Source organism: Caulobacter rhizosphaerae (assembly GCF_010977555.1).
GTDB classification, from domain to species: Bacteria; Pseudomonadota; Alphaproteobacteria; order Caulobacterales; family Caulobacteraceae; genus Caulobacter; species Caulobacter rhizosphaerae.
This window is the reverse complement of sequence record NZ_CP048815.1, coordinates 2,616,826-2,635,546: the sequence shown is the minus strand read 5'-3', so window position 1 is coordinate 2,635,546 and position 18,721 is coordinate 2,616,826. Positions and strand designations below refer to the sequence as shown.

15 protein-coding genes are annotated in these 18,721 nt (G+C 66.0%); 6 read left to right on the top strand and 9 right to left on the bottom strand.

The features are described from left to right. Positions 1–73 precede the first annotated feature (73 nt). From G3M57_RS12160 to G3M57_RS12140, 5 genes are all read right to left on the bottom strand, one after another. On the bottom strand, positions 74–2,818 hold the full coding sequence (locus G3M57_RS12160) for a TonB-dependent receptor (protein WP_163230798.1): 2,745 nt from the start codon (positions 2,816–2,818) through the stop codon (positions 74–76). Positions 2,819–3,322: 504 nt separating this feature from the next. Then, complete coding sequence (locus G3M57_RS12155) at positions 3,323–4,834, bottom strand: glycoside hydrolase family 32 protein (protein WP_163230796.1); 1,512 nt, start codon at positions 4,832–4,834, stop codon at positions 3,323–3,325. After that, entirely contained in the window at positions 4,834–6,144 is a 1,311-nt protein-coding gene (locus G3M57_RS12150; RefSeq protein ID WP_056751240.1) for a sugar porter family MFS transporter, read from the bottom strand. The genes G3M57_RS12155 and G3M57_RS12150 overlap by 1 nt, the downstream gene beginning before the upstream one ends. A gap of 59 nt (positions 6,145–6,203) precedes the next feature. Next, positions 6,204–7,172, bottom strand: coding sequence for an ROK family protein (locus G3M57_RS12145; RefSeq protein WP_056751243.1), 969 nt, complete (start codon positions 7,170–7,172; stop codon positions 6,204–6,206). A gap of 304 nt (positions 7,173–7,476) precedes the next feature. Beyond that, positions 7,477–8,610, bottom strand: coding sequence for an ROK family transcriptional regulator (locus G3M57_RS12140; protein ID WP_163230794.1), 1,134 nt, complete (start codon positions 8,608–8,610; stop codon positions 7,477–7,479). Between the two features lie 342 nt (positions 8,611–8,952). Between G3M57_RS12140 and G3M57_RS12135 the strand changes: the two genes are divergently transcribed. Beyond that, on the top strand, positions 8,953–9,417 hold the full coding sequence (locus G3M57_RS12135) for a GNAT family N-acetyltransferase (protein ID WP_163230792.1): 465 nt from the start codon (positions 8,953–8,955) through the stop codon (positions 9,415–9,417). Positions 9,418–9,691: 274 nt separating this feature from the next. On the opposite strand, the gene G3M57_RS12130 is transcribed toward G3M57_RS12135, so the two are convergent. From G3M57_RS12130 to G3M57_RS12115, 4 genes are all read right to left on the bottom strand, one after another. Continuing rightward, on the bottom strand, positions 9,692–10,459 hold the full coding sequence (locus G3M57_RS12130) for a cbb3-type cytochrome c oxidase subunit I (protein WP_230983701.1): 768 nt from the start codon (positions 10,457–10,459) through the stop codon (positions 9,692–9,694). Positions 10,460–10,892: 433 nt separating this feature from the next. Further along, positions 10,893–11,825 (bottom strand): alpha/beta hydrolase, encoded by a 933-nt coding sequence (locus G3M57_RS12125; protein ID WP_163230790.1) that lies wholly within the window; start codon positions 11,823–11,825, stop codon positions 10,893–10,895. Further along, positions 11,822–12,238, bottom strand: a complete 417-nt coding sequence (locus tag G3M57_RS12120; RefSeq protein ID WP_056751261.1) for an EF-hand domain-containing protein — start codon at positions 12,236–12,238, stop codon at positions 11,822–11,824. Before G3M57_RS12120 ends, G3M57_RS12125 begins: the two co-directional genes overlap by 4 nt. 79 nt (positions 12,239–12,317) lie before the next feature. Continuing rightward, positions 12,318–12,725, bottom strand: coding sequence for a hypothetical protein (locus G3M57_RS12115; RefSeq protein WP_163230788.1), 408 nt, complete (start codon positions 12,723–12,725; stop codon positions 12,318–12,320). Positions 12,726–12,880: 155 nt separating this feature from the next. On the opposite strand from G3M57_RS12115, the gene G3M57_RS12110 reads away from it, so the two are divergent. From G3M57_RS12110 to G3M57_RS12090, 5 genes are all read left to right on the top strand, one after another. Then, positions 12,881–13,600 carry a response regulator gene (locus G3M57_RS12110; protein WP_163230786.1) on the top strand — a complete coding sequence of 240 codons (720 nt, stop codon included), beginning with the start codon at positions 12,881–12,883 and terminating at the stop codon, positions 13,598–13,600. Between the two features lie 2 nt (positions 13,601–13,602). Beyond that, positions 13,603–14,949, top strand: a complete 1,347-nt coding sequence (locus G3M57_RS12105; RefSeq protein WP_163230784.1) for an ATP-binding protein — start codon at positions 13,603–13,605, stop codon at positions 14,947–14,949. Between the two features lie 424 nt (positions 14,950–15,373). Beyond that, positions 15,374–15,985, top strand: coding sequence for a Crp/Fnr family transcriptional regulator (locus tag G3M57_RS12100; RefSeq protein WP_208789674.1), 612 nt, complete (start codon positions 15,374–15,376; stop codon positions 15,983–15,985). Positions 15,986–16,086: 101 nt separating this feature from the next. Continuing rightward, a complete protein-coding gene (locus tag G3M57_RS12095) occupies positions 16,087–16,512 on the top strand; it encodes a VOC family protein (protein ID WP_163230782.1) in 426 nt (141 codons plus the stop codon). Positions 16,513–16,951: 439 nt separating this feature from the next. Further along, positions 16,952–18,646 carry an alpha/beta fold hydrolase gene (locus G3M57_RS12090; protein WP_163230780.1) on the top strand — a complete coding sequence of 565 codons (1,695 nt, stop codon included), beginning with the start codon at positions 16,952–16,954 and terminating at the stop codon, positions 18,644–18,646. Positions 18,647–18,721: the final 75 nt, after the last annotated feature.

Here is an 18,721-nt window from a genome sequence, read left to right as displayed (position 1 = left end):
GTCATGGCGGTCGCTCGGAGACGGGGAGCGCCTTGGCGCTCCCCGTTCAGACCGTCCAGGTGGCCGTCGCGCGCTACATCTTGAAGCGCAGGCCCAGGCTGATGTAGCGGCCCTCGACCCGCAGATCCCGGCCGAAGGCCTGCGTTTCGCTGTAGTTGCGGTAGGTCTTGAAGGGCGTGCCGAGAATGTTGCTGACGTTGCCGACCAGCGTGAAGCCCTTCGAAAGCTCATACGACGTTGACAGGTCCAGACGGTTCACCGCCCGCGTCAGCTGGCCGGCATAGAGCTCTTCGTTGGTGTTGCGGTTGTAGTTGTCCACGTACTCGGAACGATGGTTGTACGAGAGCCGCGCGGCGAACGGCCCCTTTTCGTAGAAGCCGGTGAGATTGTAGGCCCACTTGGACACGCCGGGGATCTTCACCTGGCGTGCGGACTCGCCCAGCGTCTGGGGCAAGGCATAGGTCCCGTCGAGGTAGGTCAGGTTGGTCTGGACGCCAAAGCCCGACCACCAGCCCGGCAGGAAGGTGAAGAAGGTCTGGAAGTTGGCTTCCGCCCCCAGCACCCGGCCCTTGCCGGCGTTTTCCGGCCGGCTCAGCTGGATCAGGCCATAGGTCGGATCGGTGACATCGCGGGTGTAGTAGCTGATGAAGCCGTCCAGATCGTGGTAGAAGAGCGCCAGCGTCGCCGAGCCGCTCTTGGCGAAGTAATACTCGAACGAGGCGTCGTAATTGATCGACGTGAGCGGCTTCAGGTCAGGATTGCCGCCGCTGCCGGTAGCGGTGTAGTGCGGCGCAGCGCCGTCCAGACCGGTGCTGTTGATGGTGATGTTGAGCGAGGGGTTCAGCTGCCCAAAGCTTGGCCGCGTCCGCGTCTTGTTGACCGCCAGGCGCAGCTGGAACTCGGGCGTAAACCGGATGCGCGACTGGATGGACGGCAAGACGTCGACATAGTTTTGCGACACCGACTGCGGGACGATCTGCGCGGCGCCATTGGCCCCGGTGACATTGGAGAAGCCGGAATACTGGCCATCGGTGTTGACGACGCGAACGCCGATCGCGCCGTCCACCGGATAGGCGCCCAGGTCGAACTGATACTTGCCCTGGGCGTAGGCCGCGTAGGTGGCTTCCTTGGCCGTGAAGCCGCCTAGGGGGTTGTTGGGGATCTCCGCAGTGGCGTAGTTGGCCTGGCCCGTCAGGTCGAAGGCGCGCTGACGCAGCGCCTCGTCATTGTCGCGCATGGCGTCCCACGTCGGCATCAGCCACTGCCTGAACTGTTGGCCGTCGTCGCCAAAGCCGTTGGAGATCATCTCCAACGCCCCGGTCGGCAGGCTCGCCAAGGGAATGTTCAGCGGCGCTGTGTAGGCGTAGCGGTCGTTGTTCTGGGAGCTTGCGTCGCGGTCGCTGGCGCGCACTCCGACCTTGATGGTCGGCAGCCAGGAACTGTGGGTGTCCCAGTCCAGGTCCAGCCGGCCCTGGACGCCGTCGCCCTTTTCGACATAGTCGCGCTGGTAGAGGCCGCGCCACACATAGTTGGCGGGATTGGCGATGTCATAGTCCCCCAGATTGAAGATGGCCGTCCCGTCGACATCGAACTGGACGTTGATGGTCGGCGCGCTGGCCAACTGGGCGTCGATATTGACCTGGTTGGACTGGTATTTGCTGGAGGTGTAGGCGAAGTCGCCTGACACCACGGCGCGATCGCCCTTCCATTTGAAGCCGAGCGCGCCCTGGTAGGTGTTGGTCTTGTCTTCCTGAGCCTTCCGCCAGAATTCCGGCACGTAGCCGCCGGTCTTGGTGAAGCTGGCCGCTTTCAGCGGCTCGCCCTCGACTAGGACCACGTTGCTCAGGGTCGGTGACACGCCGGCCAGATCCGGCCGTTCGAAGTTGACATTGAACGCATCGGTCGTGACGTCGCCGCGATAGGCTTGCCAAAGCCCTTCGGCATAGAGCTCCAGCTTGTCGTTGGGGCGCCATTGCAGGGTGCCATTGAAGGCGGGGCGATCGCGCACGCCCTTTTCGTAGAAGTTGCCGGCATTGGCTGGGAAGTTGAACATCCCCACGCCCGGTGTCGTCACCTTGACGGGATTGCTGGGGTTCCAGGCCATCGGCGTGATGATGGCGGAGTCGGCGTAGCGGTCGGCGTTGCGATAGGTCATGCGCACGAAGCTGACATTGGCCAAGGCGCCGATCTCGCCGATGGCCGTGTCCCAGCGCTTGGTCACCACGAGGTTGGCCGAGGGGTCATAGGCCTTGGATTGGGTGTTGTACGACCCGCGCACTTCGCCGGCGATCTCGGTGTCCTTGACATCGAAGGGCCGGCGCGAGCGCAGGTTGATCAGCCCGCCAAGGCCGGGCTCGATCAGGTCCGAGGTGCCGGACTTGTACACCTCGATGCCGGCGATCACGCCGGCCGGAAAGTCCTGCATGTGCAGCGAGCGGTCGTTGGTCGTAAAGAACTCACGGCCATTGAAGGTGGTGGCCACGTCCGGAAGGCCGCGCACCAGCACCGTGCCGGCCTCGTCGTTGTAGCGGGTGACCTGGACGCCGACGACGCGCGACAAGGCTTCGGAAGCGTTATTGTCCGGCAGCTTGCCGATGTCCTCGGAGACGATCGCATCGACCATGGCGTCGGAATTGCGTTTGACCTCCTGGGCCGAGCCGAGGGCGGCGCGGAAGCCGGTGACCACGACCTCTTCGACCGTGGAGTCGTCGACCGGCTTGGCGGGCTTGTCGTCGGTCTGCTGGGCGAAGGCCGGCGAGACGGCCAATAGCGACACCAGCGACGCGGAACAGAACAGGGCGCGAATGGTCCTAGGCATAGTGTTTCCCCTCATTGTTTGATTGTTTTGGTTCGATATCGCGAGCACTGGAGCGCGAACCGGCGCCTGAAGGCTGCGAAAATGGCGGTTGCCTATTCGGCACGGCCAAGACCGCCGCGAGCGTTCGGCGCGGCCGCTGGCGAACAGCGCAAATCCTTCGTCGGGTGGACGACTTCACCGGTTTCCTCCCCTGGACCACAGCGTGCGTTCACGCTTGCGGCAGCCTTGCTTGGCACTAAATCTAGAAAGGTGATTTAGTTAGGTCAAGACGGAATCGTCGTTTTCGGCCGGTTCGGCGACGGAACTTTCCGCGTGAAAACAATGACTTGATGGAACCTCACGACAAGGCGGGTCGGGCGCGCAGGACGCCCGACCCGTAGTCGGGGAGGAAGCCGCTATCGGGCGGCCGGTTCGGCGCTCGCCGAGGATGGAGCCTGACGAGATCCGCCAAGCTCGATGGGGTCGCGTCTCCCGACGGAGGCTAGGCCCACCGGGAGGATCGCGTCATTTCTTGCGCGGATCCGAAAGTGTCCACGCATTGAGCGTCTCGATCGTCGCCTCGCCGCCTCGCGCGGAGACCGACCAGGAAAGCTCGCCGCCGCCGCGGAAGAACCGGTCGGTGATCGTGCGCGCGCCGTCGTTCACGTAGAGCTCGATGATCGATTCATCGACGAACAGGTGAAGCTTGACCTTGCGCCCCTTGAGGTCCACCGGCGCGATGTGGCGGTCGGGGAAGCCCTCATGGAAACTGGGGCCTGAACGGGTCCGGTCGACATAGACCTCGCCCGTTGGCGCGGTGACGCCGACCAGGGTCTGGTAGCCTTGAGCGTCCTTGATCGCGATCTCGACCTGCTGGCTGGAGCCGGTGTCCAGATCGATAACCAGTTCAGCCCGACCGCCCTTGACGGGTAGCGGCTGGGACGCCTCGCCGAGCTTGAGGCCCTCGGCGCTGCTGTGATCGCGCCGCAGCGCTTCCGCCTCCGCCACCGGGGCCTGGTAGAGGCGGTATCCCTCCGATGTCTTGTGCAGGGACAGCGAGCGCGGCAGGCTCATCAGGCCGCGATTGGGATAGGTCGGGATCAGATTGGCGTAGCGCCAGTTGTTGGCCCAGCCGATCGCGATCTTCCGCGGGTCCGACTTGGGCAGGTCGTTGTAGGTGACCGCCGCATAGTAGTCGGCGCCCCAGTCGAGCCATTGCGGATCACCGGTCCAGCTGGGGTCTAGGGTGAAACGCTGGCCGTCGAAGTCGCCGACGAAATACTGCATCCCCGATCCGCCGTTGACCGAACTATCGCCCAGGCTGATGGCCAGCACCCAGCGCTTCTCGCCGGGCTTACCGCCCTCGATCGGCAGTTCGAAGATGTCTGGACATTCCCAATTCTTGCCGCGCGCGCCGGTGGGCCCAAAGCTGCTGGCCATCGTCCAGCTCTTCAGGTCGCCGGACGTCCAGACCAGCACCCGGTTCTCCGCGGCGATGACGGTCAGCATCACCCAGCGCTTGGTGGCCTCGTGCCAGAAGATCTTCGGGTCGCGAAACTCCGTCGAGCCGATGTCGAGCACCTTGCCGTGGGTAGTCCAGGTGCGGCCCTGGTCGTTGCTGTAGGCCAGATACTGCGACTGGATGCGGGTCTTGGTGTTGTGGCCCGTGAAGAGGGCCACCAAGGGCGGCCGGCCATCCTTGCCAAAGCCGCTGGTGTTGTTCCAGTCGACCACCACCCCGCCCGAGAAGGCTTGGACGTCGGTTTCGGGGATCGCCACCGGCAGTTCCTGCCAGGTAACCAGGTCGCGGCTGACCGCGTGGCCCCAGCTCATATGGCCCCAGCGGTCGCCATAGGGATTGTACTGGTAGAACAGGTGGTACTCGCCCTCGTAATAGACCAGGCCATTGGGATCGTTGTTCCAGTTGCGCGCCGGCGCAAAGTGGTAGCCTGGACGGGCTTCCTCCGCCCGGGCGGACGGGGCCAAAGGCGCAGTGCAGAGGGCGGCGAGCGCGACGGCGAGAAGTTGACGGCGCATCAATGGACCCTCCGAACGTCCATGTCCTCGAGCGCGACGCCGTTAGTCTCAGGCATCACCTTCCAGACCCAGAAAAACTGCAGCAGCATCATCGCGCCGAAGAAGGCGAAGACCCAGCCGCCGACATGGGCGGCGAAGACCGGGAACGCCCAGGTGATCGCGGCGGCCATCACCCAATGGGTGGTGCTGCCCAGCGCCTGGCCCTTGCCGCGCACGGCGCTGGGAAAGACTTCCGAGATGAACACCCAGATCACCGCGCCTTGCGAGATGGCGAAGGCGGCGATGAAGCCCAACAGGCCCAGAAGCACCAGCGCGCCGTTGGGATGAGCGCTCTCCAACTGCAGCCCCACAAGAATCAGGGCCACCGCAGTCGCCACAGAGCCGAAATAGAGCAGCGGCTTGCGGCCGAAGCGATCGATCAGGAACAGCGCCAGGATGGTGAAGACCAGGTTGGTCCCGCCCACGGCCACCGACTGCAGCAGGGCGCTGTCGGCCCCTGCCCCGCCCAGTTCGAAGATGCGCGGCGCGTAGTAGAGCAGCGCATTGATGCCCGAGAGCTGATTGAACATGGCGATGGCGATGGCGCAGCCCACCGGCGCCGAATAGGCCGCCTGGAAGAGGCTCGGCTTGGCCCTGCTCGCATCGCGATCGGCCGCCACGCGCATTTGCACCACTTCGCCGGCCGGATCGTGGAAGCCCAGACGCGCCATGACGCGGCGGGCTTCCTCATCGCGGTCTTGCACCACCAGCCAGCGCGGGCTGTCAGGCAGGATGAAGGTGACTACCAGGAAGAGCGCGGAGGGAACGGCCACGACGCCGAACATCCAGCGCCAGGCGACATCGGCCGGCGCGAGGCTGGCGATCGCATAGTTGGACAGGAACGCCAGCAGGATGCCCAGGACGATGTTGAGCTGGTTGAGCGCCACCAGGCGGCCACGCACATGGGCGGGCGAGACCTCGGCGATGTAGATCGGCGTGACGACCGAGGCTGCGCCGATGGCTAGGCCGCCCAGGAAGCGAAAGCCGATCAGGCTGTACCAATCGAAAGCCAGGCCCGTGCCCAGCGACGAGATCACGTAGCAGATCGCCACAGCCAGCAGCATGGGCTTGCGGCCAAAGCGGTCGGCCGGGGCGCCGGCGATCAGTGAGCCGATCACCGTGCCGATCAAGGCCGAGGCGACGGTGAAGCCCAGCGCGCCATCGCTCAAGGCGAAACGGCTTTGCAAGGCCCCGGTCGCGCCGGAGATGACGGCGGTGTCGAACCCGAAAAGCAGGCCGCCCAAAGCCGCCCCCAGAGCGGAGAAAACCATCACCAGGGAAACCCTGGATCGAAGAGGCGGCGCGAGCGCTGTGTCGGTGGTCGTCATGGTCAGGAGACCTTCGCGAGGGTTGAAGCGGCGTTCTGTTGCGCGCCAATGGCCCAGTGCATGGGCCATTGGCGGGTGATCATGCGATAGGCCATGGCCAGGGCGCCGGTCAGGCCCGCCGAGTCGCCGGCGCTCGGCGCGGCGACATAGGTGTTCATGTCCAGGCCCGCGACGCTGGAGTCGTAGCCGGCCAGTTGGCGCTCCAGCGACGCGCGAACCTGCTCATGCATGTTGACCGGCTGCATGACGCCGCCGCCGATGATGATCCGGTCTGGGCGAACGATGTAGGTCAGGCTGGCGCAGAGGCCGGCGACGTAGTCGGCGATGATCCCCCAGGCCGGGTGGCCAGGCGCAAGCTGCTCGGCCGGCACGCCCCATCGGGCTCGAATGGCCGGCCCGCTGGCCAGGCCTTCCAGGCAGTCGCCGTGAAACGGACAGATGCCGTCGAAGGCCTGGTCTCCCACAGCCCGCGGGAGACGAATGTGACCCGCTTCCGGATGGTTGGCCCCGCCATGCGGCGCCCCGCCGATCAGCAGGCCCACCCCGATACCGGTGCCGATCGTCACGTAGCAGAAGGTGTCGAGGCCACGCCCGCTGCCGAACAACAGCTCCCCAACCGCGGCGCAGTTGACGTCGGTGTCCAGCGCCATGGGCACATCCAAGGTCTGGCGAAAGTGACCAAGCAGATCAATCTGGCTCCAGCCGACCTTAGGGGTGGAGGTGATGGAGCCATAGTCGGGGGCCGTGGCGCGCAGGGAAAGCGGCCCGAAGCTGCCGATCGACAGCGCCGCCAACGGGCCATGTCGCCCTTGGGCCCGAGCGAAGAAGGCGCTCGCCGCGCTCAGCGTCTCATCCGGGGTCGTCGTCGGTATGCGGATCTGATCGAGCACGACGCCATTCTCGTCGGCTACGCCGCACAAGAACTTGGTGCCGCCCGCTTCGATGCCGCCGAACAGATTGGGTTCCGCCATGGACTACTACTCTTGGAAAAGGATCGGATGGTCGACGCAGCGCCCGCGCCCTGCAGGAGACGCCCCTGCGCAGGCGAAGGCCTGGTCAGCGCTCGACGCCGAGCAGGGTCAGGTCTTGGGGCGACATGGCGCTGGAAGGCGATGAAGGGCAGATCGCCGCTGACGGCTGAGCGCGGCGCGATACGACTGGTCGAGAACCATCATTTCCTCCCAGGCGCCTTGGCGGCGCACTGCGTCGCATGGCGACGTTATGGGACTAAATCTAGTTATGTGATTTAGTCTGTCAACGAGGAAATCGCCGAGCTTAGTTTCCGTCGCCTTTCAGCAGCGATCCGAGGTTGGGACTGTAGCTGGCATAAAGCGGCAGGAGCCCTGCCCCCACCGCCGGCGCGGCTTCGCGGAGAGCTCCAATCAGAAGTTGGGGCTTGAAGAAGTCAATCGGCGCGGTCGCGGCGATGTTGGCCTTAACCCGGTCGGCGAGCGCCTCAACCATGCCGGCGTCAAGCGCGCCGCTGAGAATGATCGCGTCGAGGTCCAAAAGGCTGTTGGTGCTCAGAACGACGAAGGCCAGCGCCTGCGCGCAAGTCGCCAGCCACGTCTCGCGGGCGGCCTCGTCGTTTCCCGAACCGAGGGCGGCTTCCAGGCTGTAGAGCGAGGCTCGATGCAGCAGAAAGTCCTGCCCGTTTTCGCCCGGGACCGGCATTGACGCCAGGGCCGCGGCGTTGCCGTGGCGCCCCTGGTGGATCTGGCCACCGATCACCAGCCCGCCGCCGACGAAGGCGCCGATGTGGAAGTAGAGGTAGTTTTCGACCCCCAATCCGACCCCGCAAAGCAGTTCGGCCAGAGCTGCGGCGTTGCCGTCGTTCTCGAAAAACACAGGGCAGCTCAGGGCCGAGCGGAAGGCGTGCTCGACGTCATCGCCGCTCCATTCGCGAGCCTGAGCCACCGAAACGCCGATTTCCTCCCGCCAGGCCCCGATAAACCAAGGCATGGCGATGCCCACCCCCAGGAACGCGTCCCGCTGTTCCGGCTTCAAGGCCGCTAACTGGGTCCGCGCGAACTCGACGACTTCGTCGATGACCACCGATCGGTCGGGAAAGGTCATGGCCCGCGATTGCGTAGCCAAAACCACGCCGTCGAAATTGAGCAGGACGCAAGTGAGCCGGTTGCGGCCGATCTCCACGCCGATCGTATAGCCGTTTTCGCCATTAATCTTGTAGATCGTCGAGGGCTGCCCCATGCCGCCCGTGCGGCGGCCGGCGACCACGAGCAGGCCATCGGCTTCCAAATCCTCCACGATGCGAAGCGCCGCTTGCGGAGACAGGCCGGTTATCCTGGCGAGCTCGGCCTTCGAGGCTCCATTCAACCGGCGGATCGTGGAGAGCACCAGACGTTCGTTGTAGCGGCGTACGCCATTGGAATTGCTGCCGCGCGCCATGGAAACGTATGCTCTCTACAATCTCGTGGGTGACGATCGGCGGCCATCTTGGGCGCCGGCACATGAAGCGAGTGGAACACCATATCGGGCTGGCCGTCGGTCTCCACCCTCCCGGCTCGCCCGTCATAGTATTTCGAGATTCGAGCCGACCGAAAGCGCAGTCTTGTCCGGCCGAGCCGCGTTATCTCTGCATTCGGCTACCCCTGCCCCGATCCTGGCGCGGCGACGTCGCGCCAAGAACTGACCTTCGATCTGCTCCAGAAACACGACCTTCAACCGGATCGGGAATCCCTGCGATATTCCTAGCCGCTACCTAATCATCAACAGCAAGACGACCTGACCATGACCGCGCTCCGAATCGTCCCCGGCGACTTCGACGACACCAGAGTAGTCGCCCTATTAGGCGGCCACTTCGCCGCGATGCGCTCAACCGCTCCGGAGGAGAGTTGCCACGTCATGCCGCTGGACGCCATGCGGGAGGCCGATCTCGACTTCTTCGCCGCCTGGGACGGCGAGGACCTAGCCGGCGTGGGTGCAGTCAAGCGATTGGATGAGGGCCACGGCGAAATCAAGTCGATGCACACCGCTGCCGCCTTCCGGCGTCGTCGGGTCGGCCAAGCCATCCTGGACCATCTTCTGAGCCACGCGGCCGCGCTGGGCCTCTCACGTCTGAGCCTGGAGACCGGGGCCAGCGACTTCTTCGTCGCCGCCCGGGCCCTCTATGCCCGCAATGGCTTTTCGGATTGCGCGCCCTTTGGACCCTACAAGTCCGACCCGAACAGCGTCTTCATGACCCGTTGCGTCTGAAGCAAATCGGCCCGCCTCTCTCGAACGAGGGCCTTCGCCAGCGCCCACCAACACGACGACTCCGGAGGGGACCAAGCCAGGAGCAAAACCACGTCATCGATCTACACGGCCCGCCGTCACCGGAACCTTACTGCCGATTGAGTAGGGCAGTCGAAGCCGCAGGATCGGTCGGTTCGACCTCCGCCCCGCCCAGCTGGTTTCGGCGACCTGCGCCAGAATCGGAACTCAGGACCGTCCCAGACGCCGGACGCCTCGAACCTGAGGCGCCGGACCGTCATCCGCCCCTGACAACGACGGGCTCAAGATCCGGAAGGGGCGTGTCGGCGGTGTCGTCTTGCCGATGGCGGCCAAACAGGGCGCCCACCATGAAGATGATGAAGGCGGCCACGCCCACCGTGAACACCAGATCGCCCGGCACCCGCATCCATACCAGCGCTTGCATCAGCGGGCTGTGGATGACCTCGGCGCTGCGCGCGTAGGCGTAGTCGCGGGTGAAGCTCTGGTAGGCCTGCAACAGGCCCTGCGGGAAGAGCGAAAGGAGCACCATCATCGCCAGGCCAATATTGAGGCACCAGAACGATGTCGCCAGCAACCCATTGTTCCAGCGGGCCGGGTCCGAGAGCCCGCGCATACAAAACAGGGTCAGGCCGATGCCAAGCATGCCGTAGACGCCGAACAGGGCGGCATGGGCATGGGTCGCCGTCGTGTTGAGCCCCTGCATGTAGTAGAGCGCGAGGGGCGGATTAATGAAGAACCCGAACAGGCCGGCGCCGACCAGATTCCACACGAGCACGCTGGTGAAGAAGGCGAACGGCCAGCGATAGGCTTCCTGCCAGCCGTGCCGATGCTCGAACTTCAGCCGGTTGTAGGCCTCGAACCCGACGACCATCAGCGGCACGACCTCGAGCGCCGAGAATACCGAGCCCAGGGCGATCACTGCGGTCGGGGTGCCGCTGAAATAGATGTGGTGGAACATGCCCAGCACGCCGCCGCCCAAGAAGATGATCGTCGCCAGCAATACCGACGTCGCGGCCACCGACATGCGCACAAGCCCCACTTCAGCCGATCAGGCCGAGCGACGAGAGCGCCAGAAGCCGACCTTGAGATCGGCCCCGATCCCGGACCTTCGCCGCGCTAGTACCTTGACGGGGATTTCGTGTCCGAACTGCGCCCCGTCGGGCGTCCGGCGACTGGTAGCCGTGGAGAAAGATGATGGTGGGCCGGGGCCCCTCACCGCTCGGCCTGCTTAGGAAATATTCCACCCGCGCCGCGCCGTTGTCGGGATGAGCGATCGTTTCGGCCTTGGCCAAGGGAGGACGGGAATGCCCCAAGAGCAGGACAATATAAAAGGCGATCTGGCGAACAGGACGCATGTCGTCTGAAAGATCCTTAGCGGGGAATGGTAACCTCAAGACTTGTCTTTCGCGGCCCATGCCCCGCCAGGCGCACTTTAGCGCTAGCCAGCCGCCGGACCGCTAATGCCGCATCGACGATCGGCTGGAGATGAAAGCGTCCACGGCGCTGGTATAGGCGCCCAGCAGGCCCAGAGTTCGGTTGATCTCGGCGTGGGAGAGGTCCTGGGGCAGGACCGGCATGTCGCGACCGCCCGCCTTCGCCTTGGCCTGGAACCGCCTGGCGTCGTCGCAGGGATCATCGGGACGCTGGGTCGAGCAGACCAGCATCATCGGCACGGCCTTGGGCGTCCATTGGTCCATCGGCGAGGCCTTGGTCCAATAGGCCGGATCGTCGCCGAACGCCCGGTCGTAAAAGCCGGGGTGGCGGCCGGCCATGGTCCGCGACAGCTGCATGGCCGCCGAGTCCAGCACCACGGTTCCCGCCCACGGCTGACCAACCAGCTCGGGTTTGGACGACACCAGCGCCACGAGGTGCGCGCCGGCTGAATGACCCATCAGGATGATCTTCCCGGGGTCCCCGCCCCAATCCTCGGCATAGCCCTGCGCCCACTGCACCGCTTCAGCGACGTCTTCGGCTTGCTCGTAGGCCATGGCGTAAGGCAGCATGCGGTAGTTGACGCTGACCACGATCCAGCCCCGGGTCAGCCAGTGCTTGAGCTTGTTCTCGACTGAGCCCGTGTTGGCCTTGTCGCCGACCATCCACGCCCCGCCGTGCACCATGATCAGGATCGGCGCGTTGCGGGCGCCCGGCGGGATATAGACGTCCAGCCGCTGGGCGGCGTCGGTTCCGTAGGCGTCGGTCAGCTTACGGGCGCCGGGGGCGATCGCCTGCAGGTCGATCGGGCGCTCCTCCTCGGCCCTCTTCTGCTGCAGGCGCTGCCGCAGTTTACCGCGTAGCCCTAGGCCGAGCTGGGCGGCCTCGACCGCGCCAGCGCTGGTCAGTAGCGCCGCCGCCAAGGCGATCATCACGGTCTTGCGTCGGCGGGTGTTCATTTCAGACTCTCAAGCTGATCACGAAGGGCGGCGACCTCTTCGCGTGACAGGCGGCCATCATGGTCACGGTCGGCGCGGTCGAACAGCGGCGCGGGTCCATCGACGAATTCGGCGCGGGCCACCCGTCCGTCGCCATCACGGTCGGCGCGGGTGATCACCGCCTTCAACGCCTGGGCCTTGGAACGGGTGGACTTGGCCAAGCGCGGGAATTCGGACAACGACACCACGCCGTCGTCGTTGCGGTCGAGGCGTGCAAACTGCGCCGCGCGCAAAGCCTTGAACTCGTCACGAGTGACATAGCCGTCGTGGTTGGCGTCGGCCTTGTCGAGCCCGGCGCCGGGCGTACGCGCGGCGGCCTGGGCGGTAGAGGCGGCCATCATGATCAGGCAGGCGGACAGGATCAGGATCTTCATCTTCAGGCTCCGGAAAATACCCGCCGCGCCCTTCGCATCGGGGGAGGAAGAAAGGCGCGGCGGGCCTGGACGGGTTCGATCAGGGGCGGGTCGTCGTCCCGCTGACAGACCGCGTCGAGCCGTCATATCCGGTGCGTGAGTAGTCGTAGCTAACCGTACCGTCGCCGTTGTTCACGACATCTGTAGAGCGACTGGCCGAGGCGCCGTTGTTGAACGTGCGTGACGCCCCGCCGTGATAGGCGCCGTCGGCCCAGCTGGCGTTGCGGTTGCTGGCCACGCCGCGACCGGCGTTGGTCTGGGTTCCGCGCGGCACCGAGATCGCGCCGGGCTGACGGCTGACGTCGCGGCTGTGGACATAGCCGTGGCCGCGCGCGCCCTGGACGCTGACAAGCCGGCCGTGCTGGCCAGCCTGGGCTGGGACGGCGACCATCGCGGTCAGAACCGCGAGGGTCGAGAGGCTCGCGGCCAGGATGGAAGTCTTGCGCATGATGGCTCCATGGGATGGCGTCGGTGTCCCTCGACGCCGCCATATGACCTCCGCCGTGCAATCCCTGGTTTGCGCGGGCCTGACGAACTGTGTCGAAGTGTAAACGGCCCCTGGGACGGCTTTCCCCGGCGCCGAGCTTGAGGCATCTCCCTGGCATGGCCGACAACACGCTGATCGCGGTCGTGGAAGACGACGCCGAAATCCGAGACCTGACCCTGGGGCTGCTGCGCCGCGAGGGCTATGAGGTCATGGGCTGCGCCGACGCCGAGGCCTTCGACCGCCTGACCGCCCGCCGGCGGGTGGATCTCGCGTTGCTGGACATCATGATGCCGGGCGAGGACGGCCTGTCGGTCTGCCGTCGCCTGCGCGCGGCCGGCGAGGTGGCCATCCTGATGGTCACCGCCAAGGGCGATGACATCGACCGGGTCATTGGCCTGGAGATCGGCGCCGACGACTACTTGCCCAAGCCCTACAACCCGCGCGAACTGCTGGCCCGGGTGAAGGCGATCCTGCGCCGCACCCGCGAGGTCCATCGCGTCGCCAGCGCGCCACCGGGCGAGGTGCTGGGCTTCGCCGGCTGGCGGCTCGACACCGCCAGCCGCGACCTGACCGATCCCGGCGGCAGGGCCGTTGTCCTGACCGGCGGCGAGCACGACCTGCTGATGGCCTTCCTGCGCCACCCACAGCGGGTGCTGAGCCGCGACCAGTTGCTGGACTGGACCCGAGGCCGCAGCGCCGAGCCGTTCGACCGCGCTGTCGATGTGCTGCTCAGCCGCCTGCGTCGCAAGCTGGGCGCCGGTTCGGGAGGGGAGACCCTGATCAAGACCGTGCGCGGCGGCGGCTATCTGTTCAGCGCCCCAGCGGAACGGCTCTGACCATGATGCTGTCCGACAACCTCTCCACCCGGATGACGGCGATCCTGCTGGCGGGCCTGGCTGTCATGCTGGTGATCGGCGCGGCCCTGCTGGTCTGGCCGCAAGGCCGAGGCGAAGGGGGCGTGCGCTTCTATCAGTTGCCGCGGCCGTCCGAGGCGCGGGCAATCATCGAAGCGGTCGAGGCCAGCCCGCCAGCTGTACGGGCCAAGGTGGTGAAGGCGTTGGACACCGGCGTGATCCGCACGACCCTGGACGAGGGCTTCCCGCCTCTCCAGCTTCGCGCCCGGGCCGCCGACGCCAGTGATCCGGGCTATCGGGCCTATCGCCAGGCCCTGGGCGCGCGGGATTTGCGGATCGACATTCGGCGCGGCGGCCGCCTGAAGGAAGGCGCCCTGCCCGGCCGGCACGCCCTGCGGCTGTCGGTGCGCTTGGCCGACGGCGAGGTGCTGGTCCTGCGCCGCCGTGCGCCAGACACCGCTCGCCAGTTCTTCGGTCGCGTTTCCCTGGCGGCCGCGACCGTGCTGGTCGTCACCCTGCTGATGGTGGCCCTGGCCGTGCGCCAGACCACCCTGCCCGTCAGCCTGCTGGCGAAGGACGTGGTGCGATTCGGCGACAATCTGAACGCCAAGGCCCTGCCCCTGCGGGGACCGCGCGAGTTGCGCGAGTTGTCCGCGGCCTTCAACACGATGCAGGGGCGGATCCGAGGATTGATGGACGAGCGCACGCGGATGCTGGCCGCTATCGCCCACGACCTGCGCACCTACCTCACCCGCCTGACTCTCCGCGCGGAGTTTATCAGCGACGACGCCCAGCGCGCCAAGGCCGGGACCGATCTGGCGGAGATGTCTCAATTGCTCGACGACACCCTGCTGTTCGCCCGCCAGGACGCGGGACGCGGCGACGGCGCCCGGGCGATCGACATTCGCCGCGAGCTGGAGACCCTGGTCGCCCTGCGCTTTGAGATGGGCCAGGTGGTGCTGCTGGCGCCCGAGGCGGCGGGCGCGGCCTGGGCCTCGCCCTTGGCCCTGCGTCGCATGATCGACAATCTGGTCGACAACGCCGTGCGCTACGGCGGAGCGGTGACGGTCGACGCCCGCCCGCTGGGTTGCCGGGTCGAAATCACGGTGCTGGACAACGGACCAGGCCTGCCGGACGCGGTGCTGGAAACCATCACCGCCCCGTTCGAACGCGGCGAGACCTCGCGCAATCGTCTTACCGGCGGAGCAGGTCTGGGATTGTCGATCGTCAAGGCCCTGGCCCAAGGCCAAAGCGGACGCCTCACCCTAGCCAACCGTCCCGAGGGCGGGCTCGCGGCGACGATCGATCTACCGGCTCGGCCAGCCAGCTAGCGCCAACCAACTGGCGCCCAGGCGATTATAAACAACCGCGCTCGGTCCAAGGGCGGGCAGGATCACGGCCCTTTTTCCCGGCCCGTCGAGATAAAGGTCCTGGTTGGCGAAGACGTCCAGGCTCAAGATCGCCGCGGCTTGGATTTCACCGCGCTGCAGCGAGACCGGCCGCGGCGACACCAGGACGTTGCGGAGGAGCAGGCGGCCGATCCGCAGGATCGGTGCGAAACACTGGGGAACCACCTGCGTCCCACTAGCGGGCGAATATTGATTGCCAGATTCCGGACATCGATCCGCCGGCCGACGACGGGACCCGACCTTTGTGGAGGTCTGAGGATCGGGCATTGTACGCGTCAAGAAGCTTGAGCTGACCGGCGGCGACTTGACCCGATCGGGCTGCGATGAGGTGGCGAGTGAAAGTGTTGTGACCGTCTTGGAAGCCCAATCGGATCTGGCCCAATTCTTCGCAAAGGCCCGGACCTACGCGGATCTGTCGCCGCAGGCGGAGGCGGCTTGGACGCCGATCCTTCGGCGCAGGGATTTGCCGAAGGACGCGCCGCTCATCCGGGCGGGAGATGTCCCTAGCGCCTACGCCTTCGTGGTCAGTGGGCTGCTCTTCCAGCACTACACCGGCCCGGCAGGCGACATGGTGATCAAGTACTTCTTCCCTGAGAACCGCATCGCCGCGTCAGTGACCGCCACCATGCTCGGCGCGCCGAGCCGGTTCGGCATCACCGCCATCGAGGACTGCGTCCTGCTGGAATATGACTTCGTGGCGTTCAAGCGGCTCGTGGACGCCTTCCCGGACATGGCCACGTTCTACATCCGGTACCTTGAGCGCCATTGGATCATCGAGAAGGAACCGGAGGAAATCGCGTTCCGGCACGACGACGCCTTGGACCGCTATCGGGCCTTCATCGAGGCGCAGCCCGACCTCCACCGCCGCTTGAAGCAGCACCACGTCGCCGCCTGGCTCGGGATCACGCCGGAAAGCCTGAGCCGCCTGAGGCGCGCCATCGCCTACGGCCGCCGATAGGCCCTCGACGATCTTACCAAAGGTCAAGGCGTCACGGCGCCCGCGCCGCCATGGTCCTCACGTCGCCGCCCGGCGGCGCACTTTTGACCCTTGGAGGCACGATGAGCCAGTCGATCTATCTGAACCTTCCCGTCCGCGATCTGAACGCGGCCGTGCGCTTCTACAAAGCGATCGGATGCCGCAAGAACCCGGACTTCTCCTCGGACGACTCTGCGGCGATGATCTGGTCCGACACCATCGTCTTCCAGCTCCTGACGCACGACTACTTCCTGAGCTTCTCGAATAAGCCGATCGCATCTCCAGCCACCAACGAGATGCTGATCGCCCTGTCGTTCGGCGAACGCGATGCGGTGGATCAGGTTTGCGACGCCGCGGTGTCGGCGGGGGGCCAAACCAATCTCCGCGAGCCACAGGACATGGGCTTCATGTATGTCCGCACCTTCCAGGATCTGGATGGCCATGTGTTTGAGCCCATGTGGATGGATCCTGCGGGACTGCCGGCAAGCGAGGCTCAAAACGCGGGCTAGCCATCCCTTCGATCCAATCTGCGATCTGCAAGGGCGTCGCTGGCGTGGTGCGAAACTCGGCCTGAGCGATACTATCCCGTCCGATAGCCACCTTGTTTCGGCTGTCCCTCAACCATCGCGACCAGCTCCTGCTGGTCGCGATGTCGCGCCTGCGCCAGAGCGGACATTGGGCCCCGCTCCAGAAACACGGCGTTAGACGAAGTCGTCCGAATGACTGTTGTGAACATCCACCCGCATCCCGCCTCCAGACGTCGGCGGGCTTTTCGTCGCAATTGCCCAAGCGCGTCAGCCGAGGCATGTCTGAGCGGTGATTTGGAGATGATTTGGAATGGACTTTGGGCCTGACGCCGAACGTAGGGCGTCGCCGAGCGTTGAGCCGGACATCAGCGAAACCCTCCTGGCGGTGGGCGCAAGTCTCGCGACGGGGGCCCCAAAGGCCTTGTTCCACGAGGAGAGCCTGGCCGCGGCGCTGGTGGATCGACAAGGGCGTATCCTAGCGGCGAGCGCCGCCTTCGCGGCCTTGCGGCCCGAACTGGTATTGGACGAGACCATGCTGACGCGGGTCGCCGACGGCGCTGGCGCTGCGATCGTCGAGCGGGTCAACGACGGGCCTCTCGAAATGACGCTCTGCGCCTACGCCTTGGCCTCGCGCGCCGAGGGTTGGATCCTGCCCGGCGCCGTCCGCGCCGCGGCCGCTGCGTCGCCCAACCAGATCGTCGTCCTCGCCAGCCCTTCGCACCGGTTGCAACGGCCCTTGCAAGCGGCCTGTGAGGCGTTCGGCCTGACGGGCCTTCAGACACGGGTCGCTTTGGAAGCGATCCGTACTGGTGGCGTCAGGACGGCCGCTCAGCGCCTGGGCATCTCTTATCACACCGCTCGTGAGGCCATGGCGGAGGCTATGGTGCGGGTGCGGGCCCCGCGCTTGCCCGCCCTGGTGCGTCGCCTGGTGTCGCTGGCCTTCGGGGTGCTTCCCGAGACCGAGGAAGTCGATCTTCTGGGGGACGCATGGGGGCTGTCGACCAGGCAGGCGGCGATCGCGGTCCTGATCGCCGATGGCATGACGCGTGGCGAAACCGCAGCGGCGTTGGGTCTCGGCGAGGCGGTCGTGAAACGAGAGCTCAACGAGGTGTATGGCCTGCTGCAGGTGGGCAGCGCGGCCGCACTCGCCCGTAAGATCGCCGAGGCGAACGCCCTGAACTGGATGACACGATCCACCGGCGGCGACATCGGCGTGATCGAAGCGGGCGCCGAACCGCTGCGGATTGTCCACAGGCCTGGCGGCGGCCGTATTGCGGTGAGCGACTATGGACCGGCGTCCGGTCGCCCCGTGCTTGTCGTCCATAGCAGCATGACCTCCAGGATCGTCGCGAGAGGGCTGCGGCGCGCGCTCCAGAGCGCTGGCTTCAGGCCGATCTCCATCGATCGGCCTGGGTTTGGTCTCACCGACGAAATCGAGGGCCTTCGTCCTGGACTGCACGATCCGTACCCCGCTGCGGCGGATGACGCGATACTGGTGCTCGACGCCCTCAAGCTGCAGACCGTCGACGTCGTCGCGCGCGGCGGAGCCCAATTCGTCGTCGCGCTGCAGAAGATCGCGGCCGACCGTCTGGGACGAGTGGTCCTGGTCAATCCGGATCCACCTTCCGCGGCCAGTGGCCGCAGGATCGGTCCCTTTGGCGTCCTGAAGGATGCCTTTCGTCGAAACCCCGCTCTGATCCGCGTCTGGGCTGGTCTGATCGGGACGCAGCTCACCCACGCCAGGGTGTCGCGCATGTTGGAGCGCTCGATGCAGGGCAGCCCTCCCGACGAGGCCGCCGCGCGCGACCCCGAGATCGTGCAGGACTATTTCCGGGCCGTGCGCACCTTCGCGACCGGCCGTCACACCGGCTACGTGAACGAACAGATCGACTTTGCTCGCCGCGGGCGCGGACAGCCGCCGATCGACGGCACGTCCAACTGGCTGGTCATGGTCGCCGCTCACGATACCCTGCACGAGCCGCAGGAGGTCATCGCCTATTGGCGCGCCGTCCTGGTCGACGCCCAATTTCAGCTCGTGCAGGACGGAGGGCGCCTGCTGGCGCTGAGCCGGCCGCACGATGTGGTCGAGGGCCTCCTCAACACTAGGTCGGGTTAAGCTCCCTGCGGCGACCGCCCGGTCAGCAAGCCCCGACCGGGACCATCCGCTCAAGCCGCGCGGGTTCAAGCGACG